The 21,303-nt window shown below is 65.0% G+C and carries 15 protein-coding genes and 1 tRNA gene; 13 read left to right on the top strand and 3 right to left on the bottom strand.

Annotation, left to right across the window (positions count from 1 at the left end; all coding sequences use genetic code 11):
- Position 1 precedes the first annotated feature (1 nt).
- The 13 genes from EEB15_RS24500 to EEB15_RS24440 all read left to right on the top strand — a co-directional run bounded on the left by EEB15_RS24500 (position 2) and on the right by EEB15_RS24440 (position 17,706).
- Positions 2 to 775: an SDR family NAD(P)-dependent oxidoreductase gene (locus EEB15_RS24500; protein WP_141512578.1), complete on the top strand. Its 774-nt coding sequence runs from the start codon at positions 2 to 4 to the stop codon at positions 773 to 775.
- A gap of 145 nt (positions 776 to 920) precedes the next feature.
- A complete protein-coding gene (locus EEB15_RS24495) occupies positions 921 to 1,826 on the top strand; it encodes an MBL fold metallo-hydrolase (protein WP_199236618.1) in 906 nt (301 codons plus the stop codon).
- Positions 1,826 to 2,989: an iron-containing alcohol dehydrogenase gene (locus EEB15_RS24490; protein WP_141512577.1), complete on the top strand. Its 1,164-nt coding sequence runs from the start codon at positions 1,826 to 1,828 to the stop codon at positions 2,987 to 2,989. Before EEB15_RS24495 ends, EEB15_RS24490 begins: the two co-directional genes overlap by 1 nt.
- Positions 2,990 to 3,022: 33 nt before the next feature.
- The gene (locus tag EEB15_RS24485; RefSeq protein ID WP_141512576.1) at positions 3,023 to 4,291 is read left to right on the top strand and encodes an acyl-CoA dehydrogenase family protein; all 1,269 of its coding nucleotides are present in this window, start codon (positions 3,023 to 3,025) and stop codon (positions 4,289 to 4,291) included.
- A 14-nt stretch (positions 4,292 to 4,305) separates the two neighbouring features.
- Positions 4,306 to 5,859, top strand: a complete 1,554-nt coding sequence (locus tag EEB15_RS24480; RefSeq protein WP_141512575.1) for an AMP-binding protein — start codon at positions 4,306 to 4,308, stop codon at positions 5,857 to 5,859.
- 3 nt (positions 5,860 to 5,862) lie between these two features.
- On the top strand, positions 5,863 to 6,627 hold the full coding sequence (locus EEB15_RS24475) for an SDR family NAD(P)-dependent oxidoreductase (protein ID WP_141512574.1): 765 nt from the start codon (positions 5,863 to 5,865) through the stop codon (positions 6,625 to 6,627).
- Between the two features lie 31 nt (positions 6,628 to 6,658).
- Positions 6,659 to 7,357 (top strand): nitroreductase, encoded by a 699-nt coding sequence (locus EEB15_RS24470; RefSeq protein WP_141512573.1) that lies wholly within the window; start codon positions 6,659 to 6,661, stop codon positions 7,355 to 7,357.
- Positions 7,354 to 8,145, top strand: coding sequence for an enoyl-CoA hydratase-related protein (locus tag EEB15_RS24465; RefSeq protein WP_233259603.1), 792 nt, complete (start codon positions 7,354 to 7,356; stop codon positions 8,143 to 8,145). The genes EEB15_RS24470 and EEB15_RS24465 overlap by 4 nt, the downstream gene beginning before the upstream one ends.
- Positions 8,146 to 8,314: 169 nt before the next feature.
- Entirely contained in the window at positions 8,315 to 9,487 is a 1,173-nt protein-coding gene (locus EEB15_RS24460; RefSeq protein WP_141512572.1) for a YCF48-related protein, read from the top strand.
- On the top strand, positions 9,484 to 11,811 hold the full coding sequence (locus tag EEB15_RS24455; protein ID WP_141512571.1) for an RND family transporter: 2,328 nt from the start codon (positions 9,484 to 9,486) through the stop codon (positions 11,809 to 11,811). Before EEB15_RS24460 ends, EEB15_RS24455 begins: the two co-directional genes overlap by 4 nt.
- Positions 11,812 to 11,944: 133 nt before the next feature.
- Positions 11,945 to 14,092 carry a fatty acid oxidation complex subunit alpha FadB gene (gene fadB / locus EEB15_RS24450; protein ID WP_141512570.1) on the top strand — a complete coding sequence of 716 codons (2,148 nt, stop codon included), beginning with the start codon at positions 11,945 to 11,947 and terminating at the stop codon, positions 14,090 to 14,092.
- A gap of 99 nt (positions 14,093 to 14,191) precedes the next feature.
- Positions 14,192 to 15,379, top strand: coding sequence for a beta-ketothiolase BktB (gene bktB, locus EEB15_RS24445; RefSeq protein WP_141512569.1), 1,188 nt, complete (start codon positions 14,192 to 14,194; stop codon positions 15,377 to 15,379).
- An 8-nt stretch (positions 15,380 to 15,387) separates the two neighbouring features.
- Positions 15,388 to 17,706 (top strand): 3-hydroxyacyl-CoA dehydrogenase/enoyl-CoA hydratase family protein, encoded by a 2,319-nt coding sequence (locus tag EEB15_RS24440; protein WP_141512568.1) that lies wholly within the window; start codon positions 15,388 to 15,390, stop codon positions 17,704 to 17,706.
- A 275-nt stretch (positions 17,707 to 17,981) separates the two neighbouring features.
- Here EEB15_RS24440 and EEB15_RS24435 read toward each other — a convergent pair whose 3' ends face one another.
- The 3 genes from EEB15_RS24435 to EEB15_RS24425 all read right to left on the bottom strand — a co-directional run bounded on the left by EEB15_RS24435 (position 17,982) and on the right by EEB15_RS24425 (position 20,351).
- Complete coding sequence (locus EEB15_RS24435) at positions 17,982 to 18,656, bottom strand: hypothetical protein (protein WP_141512567.1); 675 nt, start codon at positions 18,654 to 18,656, stop codon at positions 17,982 to 17,984.
- A gap of 431 nt (positions 18,657 to 19,087) precedes the next feature.
- Positions 19,088 to 19,177 (bottom strand) — tRNA-Lys (locus tag EEB15_RS24430).
- 16 nt (positions 19,178 to 19,193) lie between these two features.
- The gene (locus EEB15_RS24425) at positions 19,194 to 20,351 is read right to left on the bottom strand and encodes a site-specific integrase (RefSeq protein ID WP_141512566.1); all 1,158 of its coding nucleotides are present in this window, start codon (positions 20,349 to 20,351) and stop codon (positions 19,194 to 19,196) included.
- Positions 20,352 to 21,303 lie beyond the last annotated feature (952 nt).

Below are 21,303 nucleotides of genomic sequence, written 5' to 3'. Positions count from 1 at the left end.
CATGGAATTTCCTCTTCCCCATTTTTCGATTGACCTGAGTGGCCAGACCGCGTTGGTCACGGGTGCGTCGTCGGGCCTGGGCCTGCGGTTCGCGCAGACATTGGCGCGTTGCGGTGCGAAGGTCGCGGTCACCGGCCGGCGCTTCGATCGGCTCGAGGCCCTGGCGCGCGACATCCGCGCGGCCGGCGGCGAGGCCGTGCCGTTGGCGTTGGACGTCACCGACGCCGAACAGCTGGTCGATGTCGTAGCCCGGGCCGAGTCGGCACTCGGCCGCGTGACCATCCTGGTCAACAACGCGGGCATCCCGGACGCCCAGCGCGCGGTCAAGATGCCGCTGGACCTGATCGACCGGGTGCTCGACACCAACCTGCGGGCGCCCTACGTGCTGTCCTGCGAAGTGGCCCGGCGCCTGATGGAGGCCAAGCAGCCCGGGCGCATCGTCAACATCGCCTCGTCGCTGGCCTTCCGCTACGGCGGGCAAGGCGCGGCGCTGTACTCGGTCAGCAAGGCTGGCCTGGTGCGCATGACCGAAGTGCTCGCCGTGGAATGGGCGCGCTTCGACATCAACGTGAACGCGATCGCCCCCGGTGCCTTCGAGTCCGAGATGACGGACGGCATGATCAAGCGCGTCGGCGACATCAGCCAGCAGTTTCCGCGCCGCCGGCTGGGCCGGCCTGCCCAGCTTGACAGCACGCTGCTGTTCCTGGTGTCGCCTTCGTCCGACTGCGTCACCGGCACCTGCGTGCAGGTGGACGACGGACAGGAGGGGCGCTGACGCCGGCGGTCTGGGCCCGATCCCAATTCGTCGGTTCAGACGATCCAGCGTTGCGGGCCGAGTTTCAGAATGACCGGAAGGCATCAGAGCCTGCATGCACCGCACCCCATTCGGGGCGGGTGCGAAACCCAACTAGGAGACAGCCTTGATCAATCATATGTGGCGGGTGGGAGACATCACCATCACGCGTCTTGTCGAAGTCCAGGCGACCATGCCTGGCGGTCCCGACGGCCCCTTGCCCGATGCCACACCCGACAAGGTGATGAAGATGCGATGGCTGTATCCGGCGTTCGCGGATGCGCTCGGCCTCCTCAAGATGAGCGTTCACGCCTTGCTGATCCAGACGCCGGACAAACGCATCGTGGTTGACACCTGCATCGGCAACGGCAAGGAGCGCACGTCGGACCACTTCAACCGGCTCAACACCAGCTTCCTCGCGGATCTTGAAAGCCTGGGCTGGACACGCGACAGCATCGATGGCGTGCTGTGCACCCACCTGCACATCGACCATGTGGGCTGGAACACCATGTGGGACGGCAGCCGCTGGGTTCCGACCTTCCCCAAGGCCAAGTACTACATGGGCCGGGTCGAATACGAGTTCTGGTCCAGGGAACTGCGCGGGGAGGACGTGACGCCGGGCAAAACGGCCGAGACGCTGGCCTGGATGGACACGCGCGCCACGTTCGAAGATTCCGTGCAGCCCGTGATCGACGCGAAGCTGGTGGAGCTGGTCGAGGTCGATGCGCAGATCGCACCCGGGATTCGCCTGATGCATACGCCGGGCCATACGCCGGGGCACGTTTCCGTTGTCATCGAGTCCGGTGGCAGCCGAGCCGTGATCACCGGCGACATGCTCCACCACCCGTGCCAGTTGGCCGCCCACAACTGGGCCTCCGGCTTCGATACGGACAGCCAGGAATCGACCCGCACGCGGCAATCGTTCTGTGAGGAATTCGCCGACACGCAGACGCTGATCATCGGCACGCACTGGGCTGGTCCGACTGCCGGCCGCGTGGTGCGCGACGAAGGCGGCTACCGCCTGGAGCTGTGATGCGCAGCGCCACGATCAACGGAAGCGCCATCCAGCGCGTCCGGGTTGGCGTGGCGGCCGCTGAAGCGGTCGCCAGCGAAGCGCAATTGCTCGGCGCCCAGCGGGTAATGCTGATCGTCGGTAGCCACTTGGCGACGGAGACGGACGAGATCGACCGCATCCGTGCGGCATTGGGTCCGCGTGCGGTGCTGACGCATCAGGGAATCCGTCCCCATGTGATGAAAAGCGACGTCATCGCGGCCGCCCTGCGAGCCGCGGACGAGCGGGTGGACCTTGTCGTCGCGGTGGGTGGTGGATCCGTGATCGATGCTGCCAAGATGGTCGTGCTGTCTTTGCGCCACGGCGCCAGGACGGTGGAGGACCTGGCACCGCTTCGCATGGGCCAGCCGCCGGCGCCCGAGGGCCAGGGGCCCGTGGTTCGCCTGGTGCTCGTGCCTGCCACGCTGTCGGCAGGTGAGTTCAATCCGATGGCCGGGGCGACCGACGAGGCGCGCGGCCAGAAGGAGGGCTACGCCGATCGTGTGATGAGCCCGACGGCGGTTGTGCTCGACCCGGCCATCACCCGGCATACCCCGGAGTGGTTGTGGCTGTCGACGGGTGTGCGAGCGGTCGACCACGCTGTCGAGACGCTCGTTTCCAGGCGGTCCAACGATCACGCCGATGGGCTGGCCGAGAGCGGCCTGAGTCTGCTGGCGCAGGGGCTGCGCCAGGTCAAGGAATATCCCGATGACATGGAGGCGCGGCTGCGCTGCCAGGTCGGTGCCTGGCATGCCATGCTGCCCCTGGTGGGCGGGGTGCCGATGGGCGCGAGCCATGCCATTGGCCACGCGCTGGGTGGGCATTGCAAGGTGCCGCACGGCTACACCTCGTGCGTGATGGCGCCGGAAGTGCAGCGCTGGAACGCCGAGGTCGATACGCATGGCCATGCACGGGCCGCGGCCTGCTTCGATGCCGGCGGGCGCCCCCTGGGCGACGTGCTCGATGACTTCATCCGTGGCCTCGGCCTGCCGCGGCGCCTGGCCGAGGTGGGGGTGACGCGCCAGCAGCTGCATGAAGTGGCGGAGCACGCCCTGCACGACATCTGGGCAAAGACCAATCCGAGGCCGATCGACGGCATCGAGGACATGCTCGCCATCCTGGGACGCGCGGGCGCGGCGGACTGAGCCGAATTTATTTGACATTGAACAAAGGAAAAAATGGACTTCACTTTCACATCCAAGGCGCAAGACCTGCACGACCGCGCCGCGCGCTTCATCGACCGCGAGGTTCGGCCCCTGGAGCTGGAGTGGTTCCAATGGAACAACGACCCAGCCAACCTCTGGAAGGCCTGGCCCAAGCTGGATGCCTTGAAGGACAAGGCGCGCGGCGAAGGGCTCTGGAACCTCTTCATGCCGCACCCGATTCCCGGCCATGCCGAGGGCTGGACCAACCTCGAATACGCGCCGGTTGCCGAGTTGACTGGCGCCTGCATACCGGCCAGCGAGATATTCAACTGCAGTGCGCCGGACACCGGCAACATGGAGGTGCTGTCGATGTTCGGCTCGCCAGCGCAACAGGAGCGCTGGCTGGTCCCGCTGCTGGAAGGGCGCATCCGCTCGGCCTTTCTGATGACCGAGCCACGCGTGGCCTCGTCGGACGCGACCAACGTCGAGACGTCGATCGTGCGTGATGGCGACGACTACGTCATCAACGGCCTCAAGTGGTGGATTTCCGGGATCATGGACGAGCGCTGCGAAGTCCTGATCGTCCTGGGCAAGACGGACCCAACGGCGCCCAAGCATCGCCAGCAGTCCATGATCCTGGTGCCGCGCAATGCCCCTGGCGTCAAGATCGAACGCACGATGCTATGTTTCGGCCGCCACAACTCGCCCGGCGGCGAGGCGGAGGTGTCGCTGACGAACGTGCGTGTGCCCAAGGAGAACCTGATTCTGGGCGAGGGCAGAGGTTTCGAAGTGGCGCAAGGCCGGCTCGGCCCGGGCCGCATTCACCACAGCATGCGCATGATCGGCTCGGCCCAGCGCTGCCTGGAACTGATGATCGAGCGCGCCGAATCGCGCGTGGCTTTCGGCCGCAAGCTGAGCGAGCAAAGCTCCATCCGCCAAGACATCGCGCTGTCGTACTACGAGACCCAGCAAGTGCGCCTGCTGACCCTGCAAGCAGCCGACAAGATGGACCGCGAGGGCAACAAGGCGGCGATGGACCTCATCGCCGCGATCACCGTCGCTGCGCCACGTATGGCTCAGCAGGTGGCCGACCGGACGATCCAGGTGCATGGCGGCATGGGCGTGTCCGATGACACGCCGGCAGCGATCTACTGGACGAATTCTCGCGTCATCCGCATCGCCGACGGCCCGGACGAGGTGCACCTGGACCAGCTCGCGCGCCTGCTCATCAAGCGCTACGGCGACCGGCGGGACGTTTGGGTGGCGCAAAGTCCCAGCGCCAAGCACCGCGTCGCGGCGTAGTGCAAGGATCGACTATGAGCATTGATCTTTTCCACCAGGGACCCTCGATGGGCGAGATCATCGCCTCGGCATTCCAGTTCGGTGGCGACCGCGTCGCCTTCATCCACGGCGATGCGGAGCTGAGCTTTCGCCAATGCGGCGACTTGATCAGCCGCATCATCCAGGCACTGGAAGCGCGTGGCCTCAAAAAGGGCGACTCGGTCGCCACGCTGTCGGCCAACCGCCCCGAGGCCTACCTGATGCAGGCGGCCAGCCACGTGGCCGGGTTTCGCATCACCTTGATCAACCCGAATGCTTCCGAGGACGACCATGCGTTGATCCTCGAGACTGCCGGGGTGCGTGCGCTCTTCGTCGATCCGCCGAACTTCGGCGACCGGGCCAGGCGACTGAAAGCGCGCGTGCCGGGCCTGGAAATGTGTTTCGGCCTGGGCCCCTTCGAGGGGTTTGACGACCTGCTCGACGTGGCCCAGTCCTTCGAGGCCAAGCCGCTGCAGCCCTGCGCGAACAGCGACGACGAGTGTCTCGTCGTCTTCTCCGGCGGAACGACCGGCAAGCCCAAGGGCGTTTCGCATCGCCATGGCGTGCAGGTCACGATGACGCTGCTGCAGATGGCTGACTGGGACTGGCCGAAGGAGGTGCGCTACCTGGTGATGTCTCCCATCACGCATGGCGGCGGCGCATTCATCACGTCCACGTTGCTGCGCGGCGGCACCGTGGTCACGCACCAGGGCTTCAGCCCTGACCGCTTCGTCGACCTCGTGCAGCGCCACCGGATCACGGCGACCTTCCTGGTGCCGACCATGGTTTACGCGTTGCTCGAGCATCCGCGCGCGCGCGCGGCGGACCTGAGCAGCCTGGAACTCATTGCTTATGGCGCCGCGCCCATGCTGGCGAGCCGGCTGGCCGAGGCCATCGAGCGCTTCGGGTCGATCTTCATGCAGATCTACGGCCAGAGCGAGGTGCCGATGTGCATCACCGTCATGCGCCGAGACGACCATGATCCGGTGAAATATCCGCAGCGGCTCTCGTCTTGCGGTCGGCCGATGTTCGGTGCCCAGCTCAAGCTGCTCGACGATGCCGGACGCGAGGTCACCGGGGACGAGGTGGGCGAGATCTGCCTGCGCGGGCCGCTGGTGACGCATGGCTACATCGACAACCCCGAGGAGACAGCGCAGGCGTGGCGCGACGGCTGGCTGTACACCGGCGACCGGGCGCGCCGCGATGCCGACGGCTTTCTCTACATCGTCGACCGGTCCAAGGACATGGTCATCACCGGTGGCTTCAATGTCTATCCCCGCGAGGTCGAAGATGCCATCGCCGGCCATGCGGGCGTGCAGGCCGTGGCGGTGTTCGGCCTACCCGATCCCAAGTGGGGCGAGGCGGTCACGGCGGCCGTGGTGCGGCGGCCGGGCGTCGTAGTGGATGCAGCGGAATTGATTGCGCTGGTGAAGGAACGCAAGGGACCTGTTTACGCGCCCAAGGCCATTCATTTCATCGATCAGCTGCCGGTGACGGGGCTTGGAAAGCTCGACAAGAAGGCGCTGCGCGCCCAATTCAAGCCGCAATAGCCTGTGAGTCAGCAGCATCGGCTGGCCGGCAAGCTGGCAATTGTCACGGGGGCGGCGTCAGGCATCGGGCACGCAGCCACACGGCTGTTCGCGCAGGAGGGGGCCACGGTGCTGGCGGTTGATCGTCCGGGCGCTGCCGTGCAGGCGGCCCACGAGGGTTGCGAGCGCATCGTCCCGTTCGAGCAGGACATCACGCAGGACAGCGCGCCCGCTGCGATCGTCGCGGCGGCATTGCGCGCGGCTGGCGGCATCGACATCCTTTTCAACAATGCCGGCGTCGGCACTGATCCAGGCGACGCGATCATCGAAGATGAAACCTGGGACCACGTCTTCGCCGTCAACACACGCGCCGTGTTCCGGCTTTCCCGCGAGGCCATTCCACACCTGCGCAGCCGCGCCGAACAGACCGGTCGGGCGCGCATCATCAACACGGCCTCGGTGATGGCTGAACGCACCGACTTCGGCCTGAGCGCCTATGCCAGTTCCAAGCACGCGGTGGCCGGGCTCAGCAAGACGATGGCGCTGGACCTCGGCCGTTGGGGCATTACCGTCAACTACCTGCTGCCGGGCGCCATCTACACCGGAATGACCCGCCAAAGGTTCGACCAGGACCCGATTCGAAAGGTCTGGGAGAAGAAAACGGCCCTGCGCCGATTGGGCCAGCCGATCGACGTCGCCCGGGCCGCGCTATTGCTGGCCAGTGACGAAGCCGACTTCATCACCGGGCATGGCCTGGTGGTCGACGGCGGCCTGACTCTGCGAATTTGACCTTTTCATCCGACCTCGTCGACATACTTACATGCTAACCGAACCCTCCAACTCGACCCCCGCCGACAACTTCGAAACCTTGCTGCAGACGCGCTACAGCTGCCGTGGCTTTCTGGCGCGCCCCGTCGAACGCGATGTCATTGAGCAGATCCTGCGCATGGCGCAGCGCACTGCGTCGTGGTGCAACTCGCAGCCGTGGCAGGTGATCGTCACCACGCCGTTGGCGACCGAGCGCCTGCGGCAGGCCATGTTCGGCCCCGAGGTGTTCCGCGCGGCTGACAGCTACGACATCGCACCACCGCAGGCCTACGACGGCGTTTACCGCGAGCGGCGCCGCGAATGCGGCCTGCAACTGTACGAGAGCGTGGGGGTTACTCCCGGGGACCGCGAAGCGTCCGCTCGTCAAGCGCTAGAAAACCTGCGCTTCTTCGGCGCGCCGCATATGGCCCTCGTGACCACCGAGGCCGTGCTCGGGCCCTACGGTACCGCCGACTGTGGTGCCTACGTGTCGAACTTCATGTTGGCGGCACGCAGCCTGGGCGTCGCCTGCATCGCACAGGCGGCGCTCGCATCGCGATCGGCCTTCCTGCGATCGTGGTTCGAACTGCCCGCGCATCGGCAGGTGTTCTGCGGCATTTCGTTCGGCTACGAGGATCCTGACCATCCGGCCAATCGGTTCCGCACCAGCCGGGCAAGCCTCGACCAGTCAGTGCAATGGGTGGAGGCATGACCGGCATGGCGGACGCAGCAGACGCAACGCCCGCTTCACAGCGGGTGCGCACCGAGCGACACGGTCACGTGCTGGTGATTACCCTACGGCGCGAGGCCAAGCGCAATGCCATCGACCGGGCGATGGCCGACGCCCTCGAACTCGCCTTCAACGAACTCGACGATGACCCCGATCTGTACGTGGGCGTGTTGAGCGGCGGCAACCGTGACTTCTGCGCGGGCAGCGACCTCAACGCGAAGGGCGACTACGTCACTCCCCGTGGAGGCGAGTACGGGTTGATTCGCCGCCGTCGCCGCAAGCCGCTGGTGGCTGCCGTCGAAGGGCGTGCATTGGGCGGCGGGTTCGAAGTCGTGCTGGCCTGTGACATGGTCGTGGCGGCCGACAACGCACTGTTCGGCCTGCCCGAGGTGGCTATCGGGGTGGTACCGACCTGCGGGGCGCTTTTCCGCGCGCCCAGGGCCTTGCCGGCGAATGTGGCTCGGGAGCTCGTGCTCACGGGTGACCCCATCGATGCCGCGCGAGCGCATGTCCTTGGCTTCGTCAACGTCTTGACGCCTGCAGGCGGCACGCTGGCGGCGGCGCTCTCTCTCGCGCAGCGGATCGCCGCGCATGCGCCGCTTTCGGTACAGCACAGCCTGCGTGCGGTCAACGACGTGCTGGCGGCGGACGATTTGCATGGCTGGGCCGCCACCGAGGCCGCGTTCGAGACGATCAAGCACAGTGAGGATCTTCAAGAAGGGTTCAAGGCCTTCTTCGGAAAACGCGCGCCGGTTTGGCGTAGCCGCTGAACCCGGCGCGTCCACTGCGCCGTGCGCGTGCCGAGACGGTGCGGCAATTCGTCGATTTCGACGACGCTCGTCAACAGGGCGCTCCATAGACTGGGTGCTGATCCGGGATTCGTCCCGCCGCATACCATGAGGCCCGCCAAGACTGCGGAGCCCGCACTGAGGAGACTCCATGAAGTTCAATGTCAATCCGTCAGGTCGCGTTCGCAAGCGGCTCGGGGGTGTGGCACTGCTGTCTGCCGCCTGCATCGCGGCCGCGCTCGCCATCGGCGCCCCACTGACACAAGTGGTCCCGCGCGAGCTGGATCTGCTGCTGCTGCCTTCGAGCCAAACCTCGCACGGCGAGCGGCGGCTGTTGCTGCAGGCGAGCCAGGCCGGCTCGCGTATCGTGGCGGTGGGCGAGGGCGGCCTCATCCTTCGTTCGGAGGACGGCGGCCAAGGCTGGAAGCAGGTCACCGCACCGTCGTCGGTAATGCTCACCGCCGTGACCTTCGTCGATGAACGCAGCGGGTGGGTCGTGGGGCATGACGGACTCATCCTGCACACGGCCGATGGCGGGCAGACCTGGCAGCGCCAGTTCGACGGCCGGCAGGCGAACGAGCAGGTGCTCGCGTCTGCGCAACGCCGGCTGCAGGAACTGCGGTCGCGTCCCGCGGCGTCGGAGGACGCGCAGCGCAACCTGGCGCGGGCTCAGGACCGTCTCGCCGAGGCCGAGGAATTGACTCAGGTGGGACCCTCGCGCCCGCTGCTGGGCGTGGCCTTCGTCGATGCAAAGGTCGGGTACGCCGCCGGCTCCTTTGGACAGCTGTTGGCCACGCGGGACGGCGGAGCCCATTGGGAATCCATCGGCGACCGGCTGGACAATCCCAATGGCTACCACCTGAACGGAATCGCCGTCGCATCAAACGGTGACCTTCTGGTCGCGGCCGAGGCAGGCACGGTGTTTCGATCCACTGACGGCGGACGGGCCTGGAAGGCGATCGAGCTCGGGTACGCCGGTCATATCTACGGCGTGCTCGCGCTGCCGGGCGGGGCGGTCCGCATCGCCTACGGCTTCAACGGGCACTTGTTCCGCTCCGAGGATGGCGGCGAGCGCTGGGCGCCAGTACGGGCACCCGTAGCCCATACGCTGGTGCACGGCATGGTCAAGGATGGAATCATCTGGCTCCTTGCGCAGAATGGCGAGCTCTTGCGCAGCGACGACGCAGGCCGGACCTTCACTGCCGCGGGCAGGGTGCCCGGCGAGAACGTCAACCATTTCCTGGCCGTCGGCGAGCGTCTCCTGGTGGCCGGTACCCAGGGCATGACCGGAATGAATGTGCCGGTACAGAAGGTGAATCAATGAAGACGACCCGTGTCATCGACCTGGCCGAGCGTGCTCTGTTCGCGCGCCGCCCGCTGTGGCTGCTGGGGTTCCTGGTCGTATCGGCCCTGCTGCTGTGGCAGGCGGTGATGCTGCGCCCCGACGCGAGCCTGCAGAAAATGGTGCCGCTCGGACATCAGTTCGTACAGAACTACCTGAAGTACGAGAACCAGCTTCGCCCGCTGAGCAACAGCATCCGCATCGCGGTCGAGGCGCCCGACGGCGACATCTACAACGCGCGCTATCTCCGCTTGCTCAAGGAGATCACCGACGAGGTTTTCTACGTCCCCGGCATCGACCGCGGCAACCTGCGATCGCTGACGACGGCGAACACGCTGTGGATCGAAGCGTCGGAGGACGGCCTTCGATCCGGATTGGTGGTGCCCGCCAACTTCAGTGGCACGCCGGAGCAGGTGGCCGGGGTGCGCAATAGCGTGCTCAAGGCCGGGCTGGTCGGCCAGCTGGTAGCAAACGACCATCGCTCCTCGATGATTCTCGCGCCGGTGCTCGAGGCCGATCCGCAGACCGGCCAGCACATCGACTACGCGGTGTTCTCGCAGCGGCTGGAGGAGCGCGTGCGCGAGCGCTTCGAGAAGGAAGGCGTGCGGGTGCACATCGTCGGCTTCGCGAAGCTCATCGGCGACCTCATCGAGGGCGCCCGCGACATCGTGTTGTTCTTCCTGGTGACCGTGCTGCTCACCACCACACTGGTGTATGTCTATTCCCGATGCTGGCGAAGCACCGCGGCTACGGTGGGCTGCTGCCTGCTGGCCGTGATCTGGCACCTGGGCATCATGCACCTGCTGGGCTTCGGCCTGGACCCGTACTCGATGCTGGTGCCGTTCCTGACGTTTGCCATCGGCGTCTCGCACGCGATGCAGAACGTCAACACCCTGGCCAGTGAAAGCCTGGCCGGGGCCAGCCGGATCGACGCCGCCCGCGCCACATTCCGCCAGCTGTTCGTGCCTGGCACCGTCGCCTTGCTGTGCAACGTTGTCGGCTTCTCGACGATGCTGATGATCGACATTGGCGTCATCCGCGAGTTGGCGGTGAGTTCCAGCGTCGGCGTGGGCGTGATCATCTTTACCAAGATGTTCCTGCTGCCGATCCTGATGTCGTATGCGGGGCTGTCGCCCGCGGGGCTGCGCAAAGCGGTCGAGCGCGACAAAGGCCGCCATCGCCCCGCCCGCTTCATTGCCTCGTTCGCGCGGCCTGGCCGCGCCTGGGTCGTCGTCGCGGTCGCGGCCGTGATCGGCGGTTGGGGCTATGCCGCCAGCCGCGACCTCAAGATCGGCGACCTGGACGCGGGGGCGCCCGAACTGCGGGCCGACTCGCGCTACAACCGCGACTCCGGCTGGTTCACCGACCATTACGCCACCAGCGCAGACGTATTCGTGGTGATGGTGAAGACCGCCTCCGGCGAGTGTGGCTCGTACGCGGTGGCCAGCCTCGTAAGCCGGCTGCAGTGGCAGATGGAGGAGACCCCCGGTGTCCAGAGCACGGTGTCGCTCTTCGATGTGATGAAGAAGGCCATCGTCAGCAACTATGGGGGCAATCTGAAGTGGGCCACCATCACGCGCAACCGCTATATCTCGAACGCCGCCCACAAGAACGTGCCGCAGGCCATGTACAACAACGACTGCTCGATGCTGCCTGTGATGGTCTACCTCAACGACCACAAAGCCGAGACGCTCGACCGGGCGGTGGACGCGGTGCGCAAGTTTTCCGCCGCGCATCCTGCCGCGCAGGCGCAGTTGCTGTTGGCCGCTGGCAATTCCGGTGTCGAAGCGGCCACCAACGAGGTGGTGCGCCGCGCCTGGTGGCCGATGCTGGCGATGGTCTACGCCATCGTCGCGCTGCTGCTGTTGTTGGAGTTTCGCTCGCTGAAGGTGATGCTCGCCGTGCTCGTGCCGCTGCTCATCTCATCGGTGCTGTGCGAGGCGGTGATGGCCAAGCTCGGCCTGGGCGTGAAGGTGGCGACCTTGCCCGTGATCACACTGGGTGTGGGCATCGGCGTGGATTACGGCATCTATCTGTACAACCGGCTGCAGGGCTTTCTCGCCGAAGGCCTCAACCTTGAAGAGGCCTACTACCGCACCATGCGCACCACCGGCCTGGCCGTGCTGTTCACCGGTGTCACGCTGGCCGCGGGGGTTCTCACCTGGGTGGGTTCGAACATCAAGTTCCAGGCCGACATGGGCCTGCTGCTGACCTTCATGTTCCTGTGGAACATGGTCGGCGCCGTGCTGCTGATCCCCGCGCTCGCGGCCTTGATGCGGCGCGAGCCGGCTCCGATCGGCGGGTAGGCGACTTTCGTCGCTTTCGACGACGCCTCGCGCGCGCCTTCGCAGGAAGATGGCTTCAAGGATCGCTACTCGCGTGGCGGTCCGCCGCCCGCAGTCAGTACCCGGCAAGAAGCCGCGCAAGGAGAACGATTCGATGAAGGGAAAGAGCATCCAGATTCTGGATTTGGGCGAGGGCGTGCTCGAGCTGCGCTTCGACCGTGAGAACGAAGCCATCAACAAGCTCGACGACCGCACGCTCGTCGAGTTCGAGCAGGCCGTTGCCGAGATACGCAACACGCCGGGGGTGCGAGGAGTGCTTGTTAGCAGCGCGAAGGACATGTTCATCGCCGGCGCCGACATCACCGAGTTCGGTGCCAGCTTTTCGCGGTCGCCGGCGGCCATCGCGGAATTGGCGAAGGAGAAGAACCAGGGACTCATCGCGTTCGAGGACCTGGCGGTGCCCTCGGTGGTCGCCATCAACGGCTTTGCTCTGGGGGGCGGGCTGGAACTCGCGCTGGGCGCCAGCTTGCGCGTGATGTCGTCCAACAGCCAGATCGGCTTGCCGGAGGTGAACCTCGGACTGTTCCCCGGTCTTGGCGGCACGGTGCGCCTGTCTCGCATCGCCGGGCTGCCGGTCGCCCTCGAGTGGGTTTGCGGTGGCAAGCCCGTGAAGGCCGCGGCGGCGCTTGCCGCCAAGGTGGTCGATGCAGTGGCCGAGCCAGCCGCGGTTCGCGACGAAGCGCTGGCCCTGCTGCGCCGCGCGATGGCTGGCGAGGTCGATTGGAAAGCCGCCCAGGAGCGCAAGCGCCAACCGGTGCCCATGGCGGCCGGGGTGCAGTCGGCGCTCTTCGACGAGATGCGCGCAAAGTTGATTGCCCGGGCACCCAGGCATCAGCCGGCCGCCTTGATGGCGCTCGACATGATGCGCGAGGCCGCGGTCCTGCCGCGGGCCGAGGCGCTTGGCCGGGAAGCGGCCTGGTTCGGCGAGGTAGCGCGCACCCAGGCGGCCGCGTCGCTGGTTCAAAACTTCCTCAACGATCAGGCAGTCAAGAAGCAGGCCAGGCAACTGGCGCGCCAGGGCCAACCGGTGCGCCAGGCGGCGGTGCTCGGCGCCGGCATCATGGGGGGCGGTATCGCCTACACCAGCGTGCTCAAAGGCGTTCCCGTCCGCCTGAAGGACATCTCCCAGCCCCAACTTGACCTGGGCGTCGCGGAGGTGCGCAAGCAGCTTCAGCGGCTGGTCAAGGGTGCCCGCAAGCAGCCCGCAGAGGCGGAGTCCATCCTGGCTACCGTGAAGCCGCAGCTTGACTACGCCGGCTTCGATGAGGTGGACCTGACCATCGAGGCCGTGGTGGAGAACCTGCAGCTCAAGCACACAGTGCTCGCCGAGCTGGAGCAGCGTGTGAGGCCCGACGCAGTGATTGCGACCAACACGTCCAGCCTGCGCATTGACGACATCGCGGCGCCACTGAAGCGGCCCGAGAACTTCGTCGGCATGCACTTCTTCAACCCGGTGCCCGTCATGCCGCTGGTTGAGGTGATCCGTGGCGCGCGTACCAGCGATGCCGCCGTCGCGATGGCCGTGGGCCATTGCGTCGCGATGGGCAAGACACCGATCGTGGTGAAGGACTGTCCAGGCTTCCTCGTCAATCGGATTCTGACGGCCTACGTTTCGGGCTTCCTGCAGCTTATCAACGAGGGTGCCGACTTCGTCAAGGTCGACCAGGTGATGGAGGAGTTCGGCTGGCCCATGGGGCCGGCCTACCTGCAGGACGTGGTGGGCATGGACACGAGCCGCCACGTCAGCGACGTCATTGGCGCGGGCTACCCCGAGCGGCTCACCCCGCCGCCGCGCAACGCGCTGCGCCTGATGGTGGAGCACGGGCGGCTGGGCCAGAAAAGCGGCAGCGGCTTCTACAAATACGAGGCCGACGCGGAAGGCAAGCCACGCCGCAGCACTGCGCAGGACACCCATGCGCTGCTGGCAACGCTGCAGTCCGATGGCCCGCGGGAGTTTGCGCCGCAGGAGATCGTCGACCGCATGATGCTGCCGCTGATGCTTGAGGCCGCCCGCGCGCTGGAGGAGGGCGTGGTGCGCACGCCGGCCGAACTCGACATGGCTCTGCTGCTCGGGGTCGGCTTGCCGGCCTACCTCGGCGGGGCATTGAAATACGCCGACTGGCTCGGCTTGGCCGAGGTGGTCGCGCGCGCCGACAAGCTCGCCCCGCTGGGCGCTGTTTTCCACGTCACGCCGCGCATGCGCGAGATGGCGGCGGGCGGCGAAACCTTCTACCAGGCCTGAGCCAGACAGTCCAGAGCCAGGCAGGCGTGAACCCAGGCTGCCTGAGCTCCGCCGGTTGGCAACAGGCAAGACGTTTTTTTCTCAAACTCAAAAATTTTCATGCAAGAACCCATCTACATCCTGGCAGGCGCCCGGACGGCCATCGGTGGCTTTGGAGGCTCCCTCAAGGACTTCTCGCCCACGCACCTGGCGAAGACCGTCGTGCGCGAAGCGATCAGCCGCGCGAAACTGGAACTGGATGTCCCCGATCATTCCGTGTTCGGAACGGTGATCCCCACCGAAGCGGCTGACCTCTTTCTGGGCAGGACAGCCGCCATCGAAGCAGGCATGCGAGTCAGTTCCATGGGCCTGACGGTGAACCGCCTGTGTGGCTCGGGCGCCCAGGCGATCATCAGCGCTGCCCAGATGATCCGCCTCGGAGAGTCCTCCATTGCTGTCGCAGGCGGTGCCGAGGCGATGAGCCGGGCGCCGTTTTCCATTCAGGGGCACCGCTACGGCCAGCGCATGGGCGATGGCCTGATTTACGACTGGCTCCACAACACGCTGGCCGATCCTTTCGGCCATGGCGCCATGGGTTGCACGGCGGAAAACGTGGCCAACAAATACGGCATCGGCCGTGAGCGCCAGGATGCCTTCGCGGTCGAAAGCCACAGAAGGGCCACGGCCGCCATCGCCGACGGCCGGTTCGCCAGCCAGATCGTTCCGATCGAGGTCAAGACCAAAAAGGGGATGGTGCTGTTCGGCACCGACGAACATGTGCGGCCGAACACCACCATGGAGGACCTCGCCAAGCTCAAGCCGGCCTTCGACAAGGCAGGGTCGGTGACGGCGGGGAATTCCTCCGGGATCAACGATGGTGCCGCGGCCGTTGTGCTGGCAAGCGAGCAGGCTGTGCGCGAGCGCGGGTTGACGCCGATAGGCCGGCTGGTTTCGTGGGGCCTGGCCGGCGTGCCGCCGGAGATCATGGGCATCGGTCCGGTGCACGCTGTGCCTGTAGCGCTCGAGCGTGCCGGCCTGGGCATCGCTGACATCGATGTTTTCGAATCCAACGAGGCCTTTGCCGTTCAGGCCTTGTCGGTCATCGACGGACTGAAGCTCGATCCGGCCAAGGTCAACCCCAACGGCGGCGCTGTCGCACTGGGCCATCCGCTGGGTGCGACCGGCGCCATCCTTACGGTGAAAGCGCTGTACGAACTGCAACGTTCCGGCGGGAAATACGGCGTAGTGACGATGTGCATTGGCGGCGGGCAGGGCATTGCGCTCGTCGTTGAAAACCTGGTTCGGTAGGAATCGGCATGACCAACAAACTCATTTCGAAAGCCGCGGTCGTCGGCGCCGGCAACATGGGTGCGGGCATCGCAGCGCACCTGGCCAATGCCGGGGTGCCAGTCATCCTGCTCGACAGGGTTGATCCCCAGAGCGCATCGCGCAATTCGCTGGCGGAACAGGCTGTGCAGAGGCAGCTCAAAACTGGTGGCTTCATGCACGCGGACCGGGCCAGCCTGATCGAGACAGGCAATGTCGAAGATGATCTGCACAGGGTGTCCGAGGCCGACTGGATCGTCGAGGCGGTCTTCGAGGATCTCGCGATCAAGCAAGAGCTTTACCGCAAGCTCGAGCCACTGCGTAAGCCCAGGTCCATCGTGTCCTCCAACACCTCGACCATTCCCCTGCACCAGCTGACCGAAGGGCTGCCGCTTTCGTTCCAGGAAGACTTCGTGGTCACGCATTTCTTCAACCCTCCGAGGGTGATGAAGCTGCTCGAACTTGTTGGCGGGGCCAAGACCCTGCCCACCACCCTGCAGCGAGCAGGCGACATCTGCGACCACGTGCTGGGCAAGACAGTGATCTCCTGCCGCGACACCCCCGGTTTCATCGCCAACCGCATCGGCAACTACTGGATGTCGGTTGCCGTGCTGGAAGCCATGGCCTTGGGTTTGACCGTGGAAGAGGCCGACGCCGTGATGGGCCAACCCTTCGGCATTCCGCGGACCGGTATATTCGGACTGTTCGACTATGTGGGGCTCAACCTGGTCCCGCTGGTCTGGGGCAGTTTCATGAAAGCCCTGGCCGCAGACGACGCGCACCGGCGCCACGACATCACCCGCAACCCGCTCATCGCCGACATGACCCGTAAGGGCTGGACCGGGCGTGGTGCCGGCGCCGGCTTCTACCGCACGCGTGACGTGGATGGCCGCAAGGTCCGGGAAGCGCTGGATCTGGTCAAGGGCGACTACCACGCGGTTCAGCCCGCCGCGCTCGAAAGCCTGTCCTTGGCCGCGCGTGACCTGAAGGCACTGTGCGAGCAACCTGATCGCGGTGGCCAGTACGCGTGGCGTGTTTTGTCGCACGCCGTCGTGTACGCAGCCGAGGTCGGCCCCGAGATCGCGGACGACGTCGCCGCGATCGACACGGCCATGAAGCTTGGGTACAACTGGTCGGCAGGCCCGTTCGAACTGGCCGACAAGGTCGGCGCCGACTGGATCGCGAAGCGGCTGCAGGCGCAGGGCGACCCGGTGCCGCCGCTGCTGGCCCGAGCCGCGGCCGGCAACGGCTTCTACGGCGGTGGTGTGGCTATGCCCACCTCCCAGGCAGTCCCCGCCGGCGGGCGTGTTGCCAACGGCGGCACCTTGTCGCTCACCAAGAAGAGCAAGACCCCGGTGGCGGGCAATGCCGCGGCTTCGCTCTGGGACCTGGGCGAGGGCGTGCTGGGTCTGGAAGTGCACACCAAGATGAACGCTTGCAACGAGCAGGTGGTCGAGGTCATCGAGTCGGCACCCTCGCACGTGAGTCGGGGCTTCCGCGCTCTCGTGGTCGCCAGTGACCATCCGCGGGCCTTTTCGGTGGGTGCGGACCTGGGAAGCTTCGTGTCGCTCGTCAAGGCGGGCAACTGGGCGGGGCTGACGGCATTCGTCAAGCGCGGCCAGGACGCACTGTATGCGCTTGCCGGCACGAATTTCCCGGTGGTGGCCGCCCCGTTCGGCCTGGCGCTGGGCGGCGGCTGTGAACTGCAACTGGCTTGCGATGCCAGCGTCGCCCATGCCGAACTGAATGCCGGACTGCCCGAGTTGAAGGTCGGCATCCTGCCGGGTTGGGGCGGTTGCATGCGCTTGCTGCAGCGGTGGACCTTGCGCAATGAAGGCGATGTCGTTGCGGGTGCGCAGGCCGCCCTTGCGGTGATCCTGGATGGCACGCCTTCGGGCTCGGCGCTGCTCGCCCGCGACAAGGGACTGTTGCGCGAGAGCGATCCCATCACCATGAACCGTGACCGGCTGGTTGCGGATGCCCATGCTCACGCGATTGCGTTGTCTGGTGCGGGCTACTCGCCGGCGCCCATGCCGCAGTGGATCTCAGCAGGTCCCGTCGGCTTCAATCGCCTCGTGGAGCAGATCGATGCCGGGCAGGCCGCGGGAAAGTTGACTGGTAGCGATGTTCAGATCGCGCGGGCGATCGCCTACGTGATGACCGGCGGCAGTGCGGCGGCGGGATCGGTATTGACTGCGACCGACATCCTCAGGCTCGAGGTGGAGTGCATGGTGAGCTTGGCCAAGACTGACGTCGCCCTCGCGCGCATGGAGCATATGCTCGCGACGGGTAAGCCACTGCGCAATTAACCCGTTGCGATCGGCTATGTGCCCTCAGCGGGTTCAGGCCTCTGTAGATGAGGGCCGGTGAGTGCGGAGTATTTTGAGAGCAATTGAGCAAGGCGCTATGCCGCGGCTGCCCATCGCTACATCCTGGATTGGGGGTCCTCCGTGGCCCAAGCAATCCCCACCTGCTGCGAAGCCTCTGCCAGCGGCAAGAGCTGCAGGCAATGCGCGTTCACTTGAACAGCTCGCCCGGCAGAGCATGCGCCGTGGTCATCGAAAAGTCGCGGCGCAGAGAATCCTCATGATTCAGGCCGCCGGGATCGATCTGCCGTCCGATCTGGATGTCCATCTTGGTACCGTGTGGCCCAACTTGCCCGTGCGGGAGCAACGCCGGATGCAGGCTGCGGCTCGGAGCTGGGCAGCATTGCTCGCCCCGCTTGGTTGATGGAAGTGGTGAGGTCTACCGTATCCTGGGCGTCTCCCCATCGCGGGAAGACTGCATCGAACCTTGGTGGTGAGTTGCCTTCGGGCTGCAGGAGCATCGCGCGGGCAGCCTCCTCGTGCGGTCCCAGCTGTACCCGCGCGTAGAACGGATGGCTGGATACCGAAGCCCACCAAAGCACCGCCACCAGGAATTTCAGAAGCGTCGGGCAGTCCACGTCCTGGCTACTCCAGGCGACAAGCCGACTGCCGTTGTACATGGGCGCAAACAGCTCCTCGAAGCGCTGCAGCAGCACCTGCACCCCATACGTGTCCACCGCCGCGAACGATGATTCGCAGTCGGTGCACAGGATTTCGGAGTCGTAAACGCCGATCGGTGCGCGCCTCACGGGTCCTGCTGAGCGGTCAGCGACCATCAGCGGGGCACGATGGCCCTGCCGAAGTTCGCGGAAGAACGCCTCCGGAATGCAATGGGCCTTGATGAAGTCGCTTCGCGTGCGGCAAAGTCGGCAGAGCTTGGTGGTTTCCGACATACGAACTTGAAGAATGCCCTCGCCGTGGGTTGGATAACATCTGATGATGTTCTTCGGCGGACGGCCGCTACCAAAGTGCCGAGTCCCGCATTCCCTCGACCTTTCGCCTTTGACGCCTGCGTACCAGCAGAGCCAAGCGAGCCAGCACCGCGACTATCAGCAGGGCGACAGCGGCGAACTCCGTGCCTGTCAGCACACGGCCCAGAGCATACGGTGCAGTGACGGTGACCGCAGAAGCCGCTGCAAGAAACGCGAGGATAAAAAGAAGAAGACTCTTCAAGTTGATAGCCCCGGAAATGCTCTTGCCACTTTACACACGGGTTGCACGGCGAACATTTTTTTTCGATGCAAACCGCTTACATGGCGATTACATGGACCCCTACGTGCAAAGGCCGGTTAGCTGCTGCTAACCGGCCGTGCAAGGCAGTGGGTGGTGGGCCCTGAGTGACTCGAACACTCGACCTACGGATTAAGAGTCCGTCTGCTCGCTAGTGCAAGCGACGAACACTTGCCATGCGCCCATGGGACCGTCCGAAATCAGGCAAGTTTTCGCGCCAGGTCGGCCGCCCGAGGATGGTAATACCGCGCCAGCATGCGACTTGACTTGTGGCCGGTGATTTTCATGAGTTCGTGCATGGCGAGTTTTTCGGCCAGACGGGAAGTTGCCTCATGCCGCAAGTCGTGAAAGTGGAGGTTCACCAGAACTTGATCCTCGGTCTCGATCTTTTCCACGAGCTGACGCGTCAGCGCAAGCGGCTCTCGCTTCTTGTAGACGAGCGCCCGGACTTCCCGTGCCTGCTCTTCTTCGTTGTACCCTGCAGAGCCGAGTTGTTGGCAAAGCACGCCGTGCACATGGCGTTTGCGTGCCTGCCTCAGGGCGCGCCCCCATGCAATCTGCAGCGCGTTCTGGGATATCGGCAGAACCAGGCCGTTGATTGAGCGGGGCAAGTCCTTGAGCAGGGCCGCTGCACGGGAAGTCAGCGGGACATCTCTGTAGAGGTCTCCACCCTTGGTCACGCCCCCGTCCTTGCCTCGGACACGGGCGACTCGTACATCGAGGTCGATCTCCGCCCATCGAAGGGCCAACAACTCGGACATCCGTGCAGCCGTTTCGATCGCTAAGACCGCCGCGGCGTGCGGCCACGGCGACTCCCGATCTAGGAGGGCATCGAGGAGTAGCTGTTCCTCGGTGCCCTCCAGACGCCGATCCCGATCGTTCGAGATGCTTGGCTTGCGCACCTGTTGGACCGGGTTGCCCTTGGGGATTGCGATCTTCCAGTCAAGAATTGCGGCATTGAACAGGCGTGAAACCATGCCGAGTTCGTGGGCCACAGTCTGTTCTTTCACTGCCTTTAATCGCGTGTCTCGGTACTCGGACAACATGGCCGGCGTAATTCTCGCCAGGGAATACTCCCCGAACGCCTCCGCGACACGCTTGAGAAGATACTGGTCTTGGACTTGGCCGCGAAGTTTTGGCAGCTTCTCGTTTTGATATCTCTCGACCAGCTGGGCGAACGTCGTTCGAGCTGCATCGTCCGAAGGCAGGAACGATTCAGTGTCCATTGCCCGCTCAATGTGGCGAGCCCAAGCCTCGGCGGCCGCGCGCGTCTGGAAGGTCTCGCTCTGTGAAGGCCAACCTAACCTGCGAATCTTGGCCTGCCAGCGGCCACCGGCTCGCTGAGTGAAAGTTGCCATCAACGAATCCTTACTGTCCCCAAATTGTCCCCGTTTGGGAGAAATCCCGGCCCAATTTCGCTGGAACCCGCACGAATACTAGGTTCCAAGATCATACTATATTGAGCCTGTCACGCCGGGGGTCGCGGGTTCGAGTCCCGTCCACTCCGCCAGTTATCGTTGCGAGTCAACAGACTTTCGAGTTTGTTCGATTCGATTCAACAACACGCTCACACGGCACCGCAGTCAAATGCGGTGCCGTTTTCTTTGTGCCGCTCTGATCCTAGCGACTTGGTTGCGAGTTGTTGTTGCGATTGAGTATTGGGGCCCTGGCTATTCCGCGGTGTCGTGAGCCATTGCTCACGACAATCGGCCATGTACTAGCCTGCGCGCCGGCATCGAATCTGCAATGTCATTTCGCAACCCCCTGGAACCGGACGCGTGGCAGTGCGGCAAGGCGAGCTGAGGCAACGCCCCGCGTCTCGCAAGTTTCAAATCTCTCTTCGCCTGCATGGCAACGCTGAGCGAATCTGGGATATCCGCTGCACAGACCCGCATCGGTCGATAACGCGCTCATCCCTCGGGTGCTGAATGCGGTGGGGCTCGTCGGTGGCGAGTACCAGGAAGTCGGATCGATTGATGCGCTCCCCTGGGTTGCCATCGTGATGGTCGATTGTGCAGCGCCAAGATAGACAAGAACATTGGCCGCCACGTCGTATGGCATCACCCGAAAGCGCGCCGATCGGAAGTCAGCGTCAGAAGATGGGGATGGAGGCTGACTTCGCGTCGCAGGTGCCGAGTGAAGAAGGTTAAAAATTTTTGACGGATGCGAAAATTCCGGTATAGAATCGCAGGCTCTGCTGAAGACGACGCGAAAGCGGCGGGTGCGGCGGAAAAAAAGAAAATCGAGTTTGACTGGTGATCAAAAACTGGTATAGAATTCAAGGCTCAGCTGATCGCAGCTAAGCGGCAA

The sequence above is a fragment of the Ramlibacter sp. WS9 genome (assembly GCF_003797765.1).
GTDB lineage: Bacteria > Pseudomonadota > Gammaproteobacteria > Burkholderiales > Burkholderiaceae_C > Ramlibacter.
Note: the sequence above shows the minus strand (reverse complement) of the source record. Positions and strands in the feature narration are given on the sequence as shown.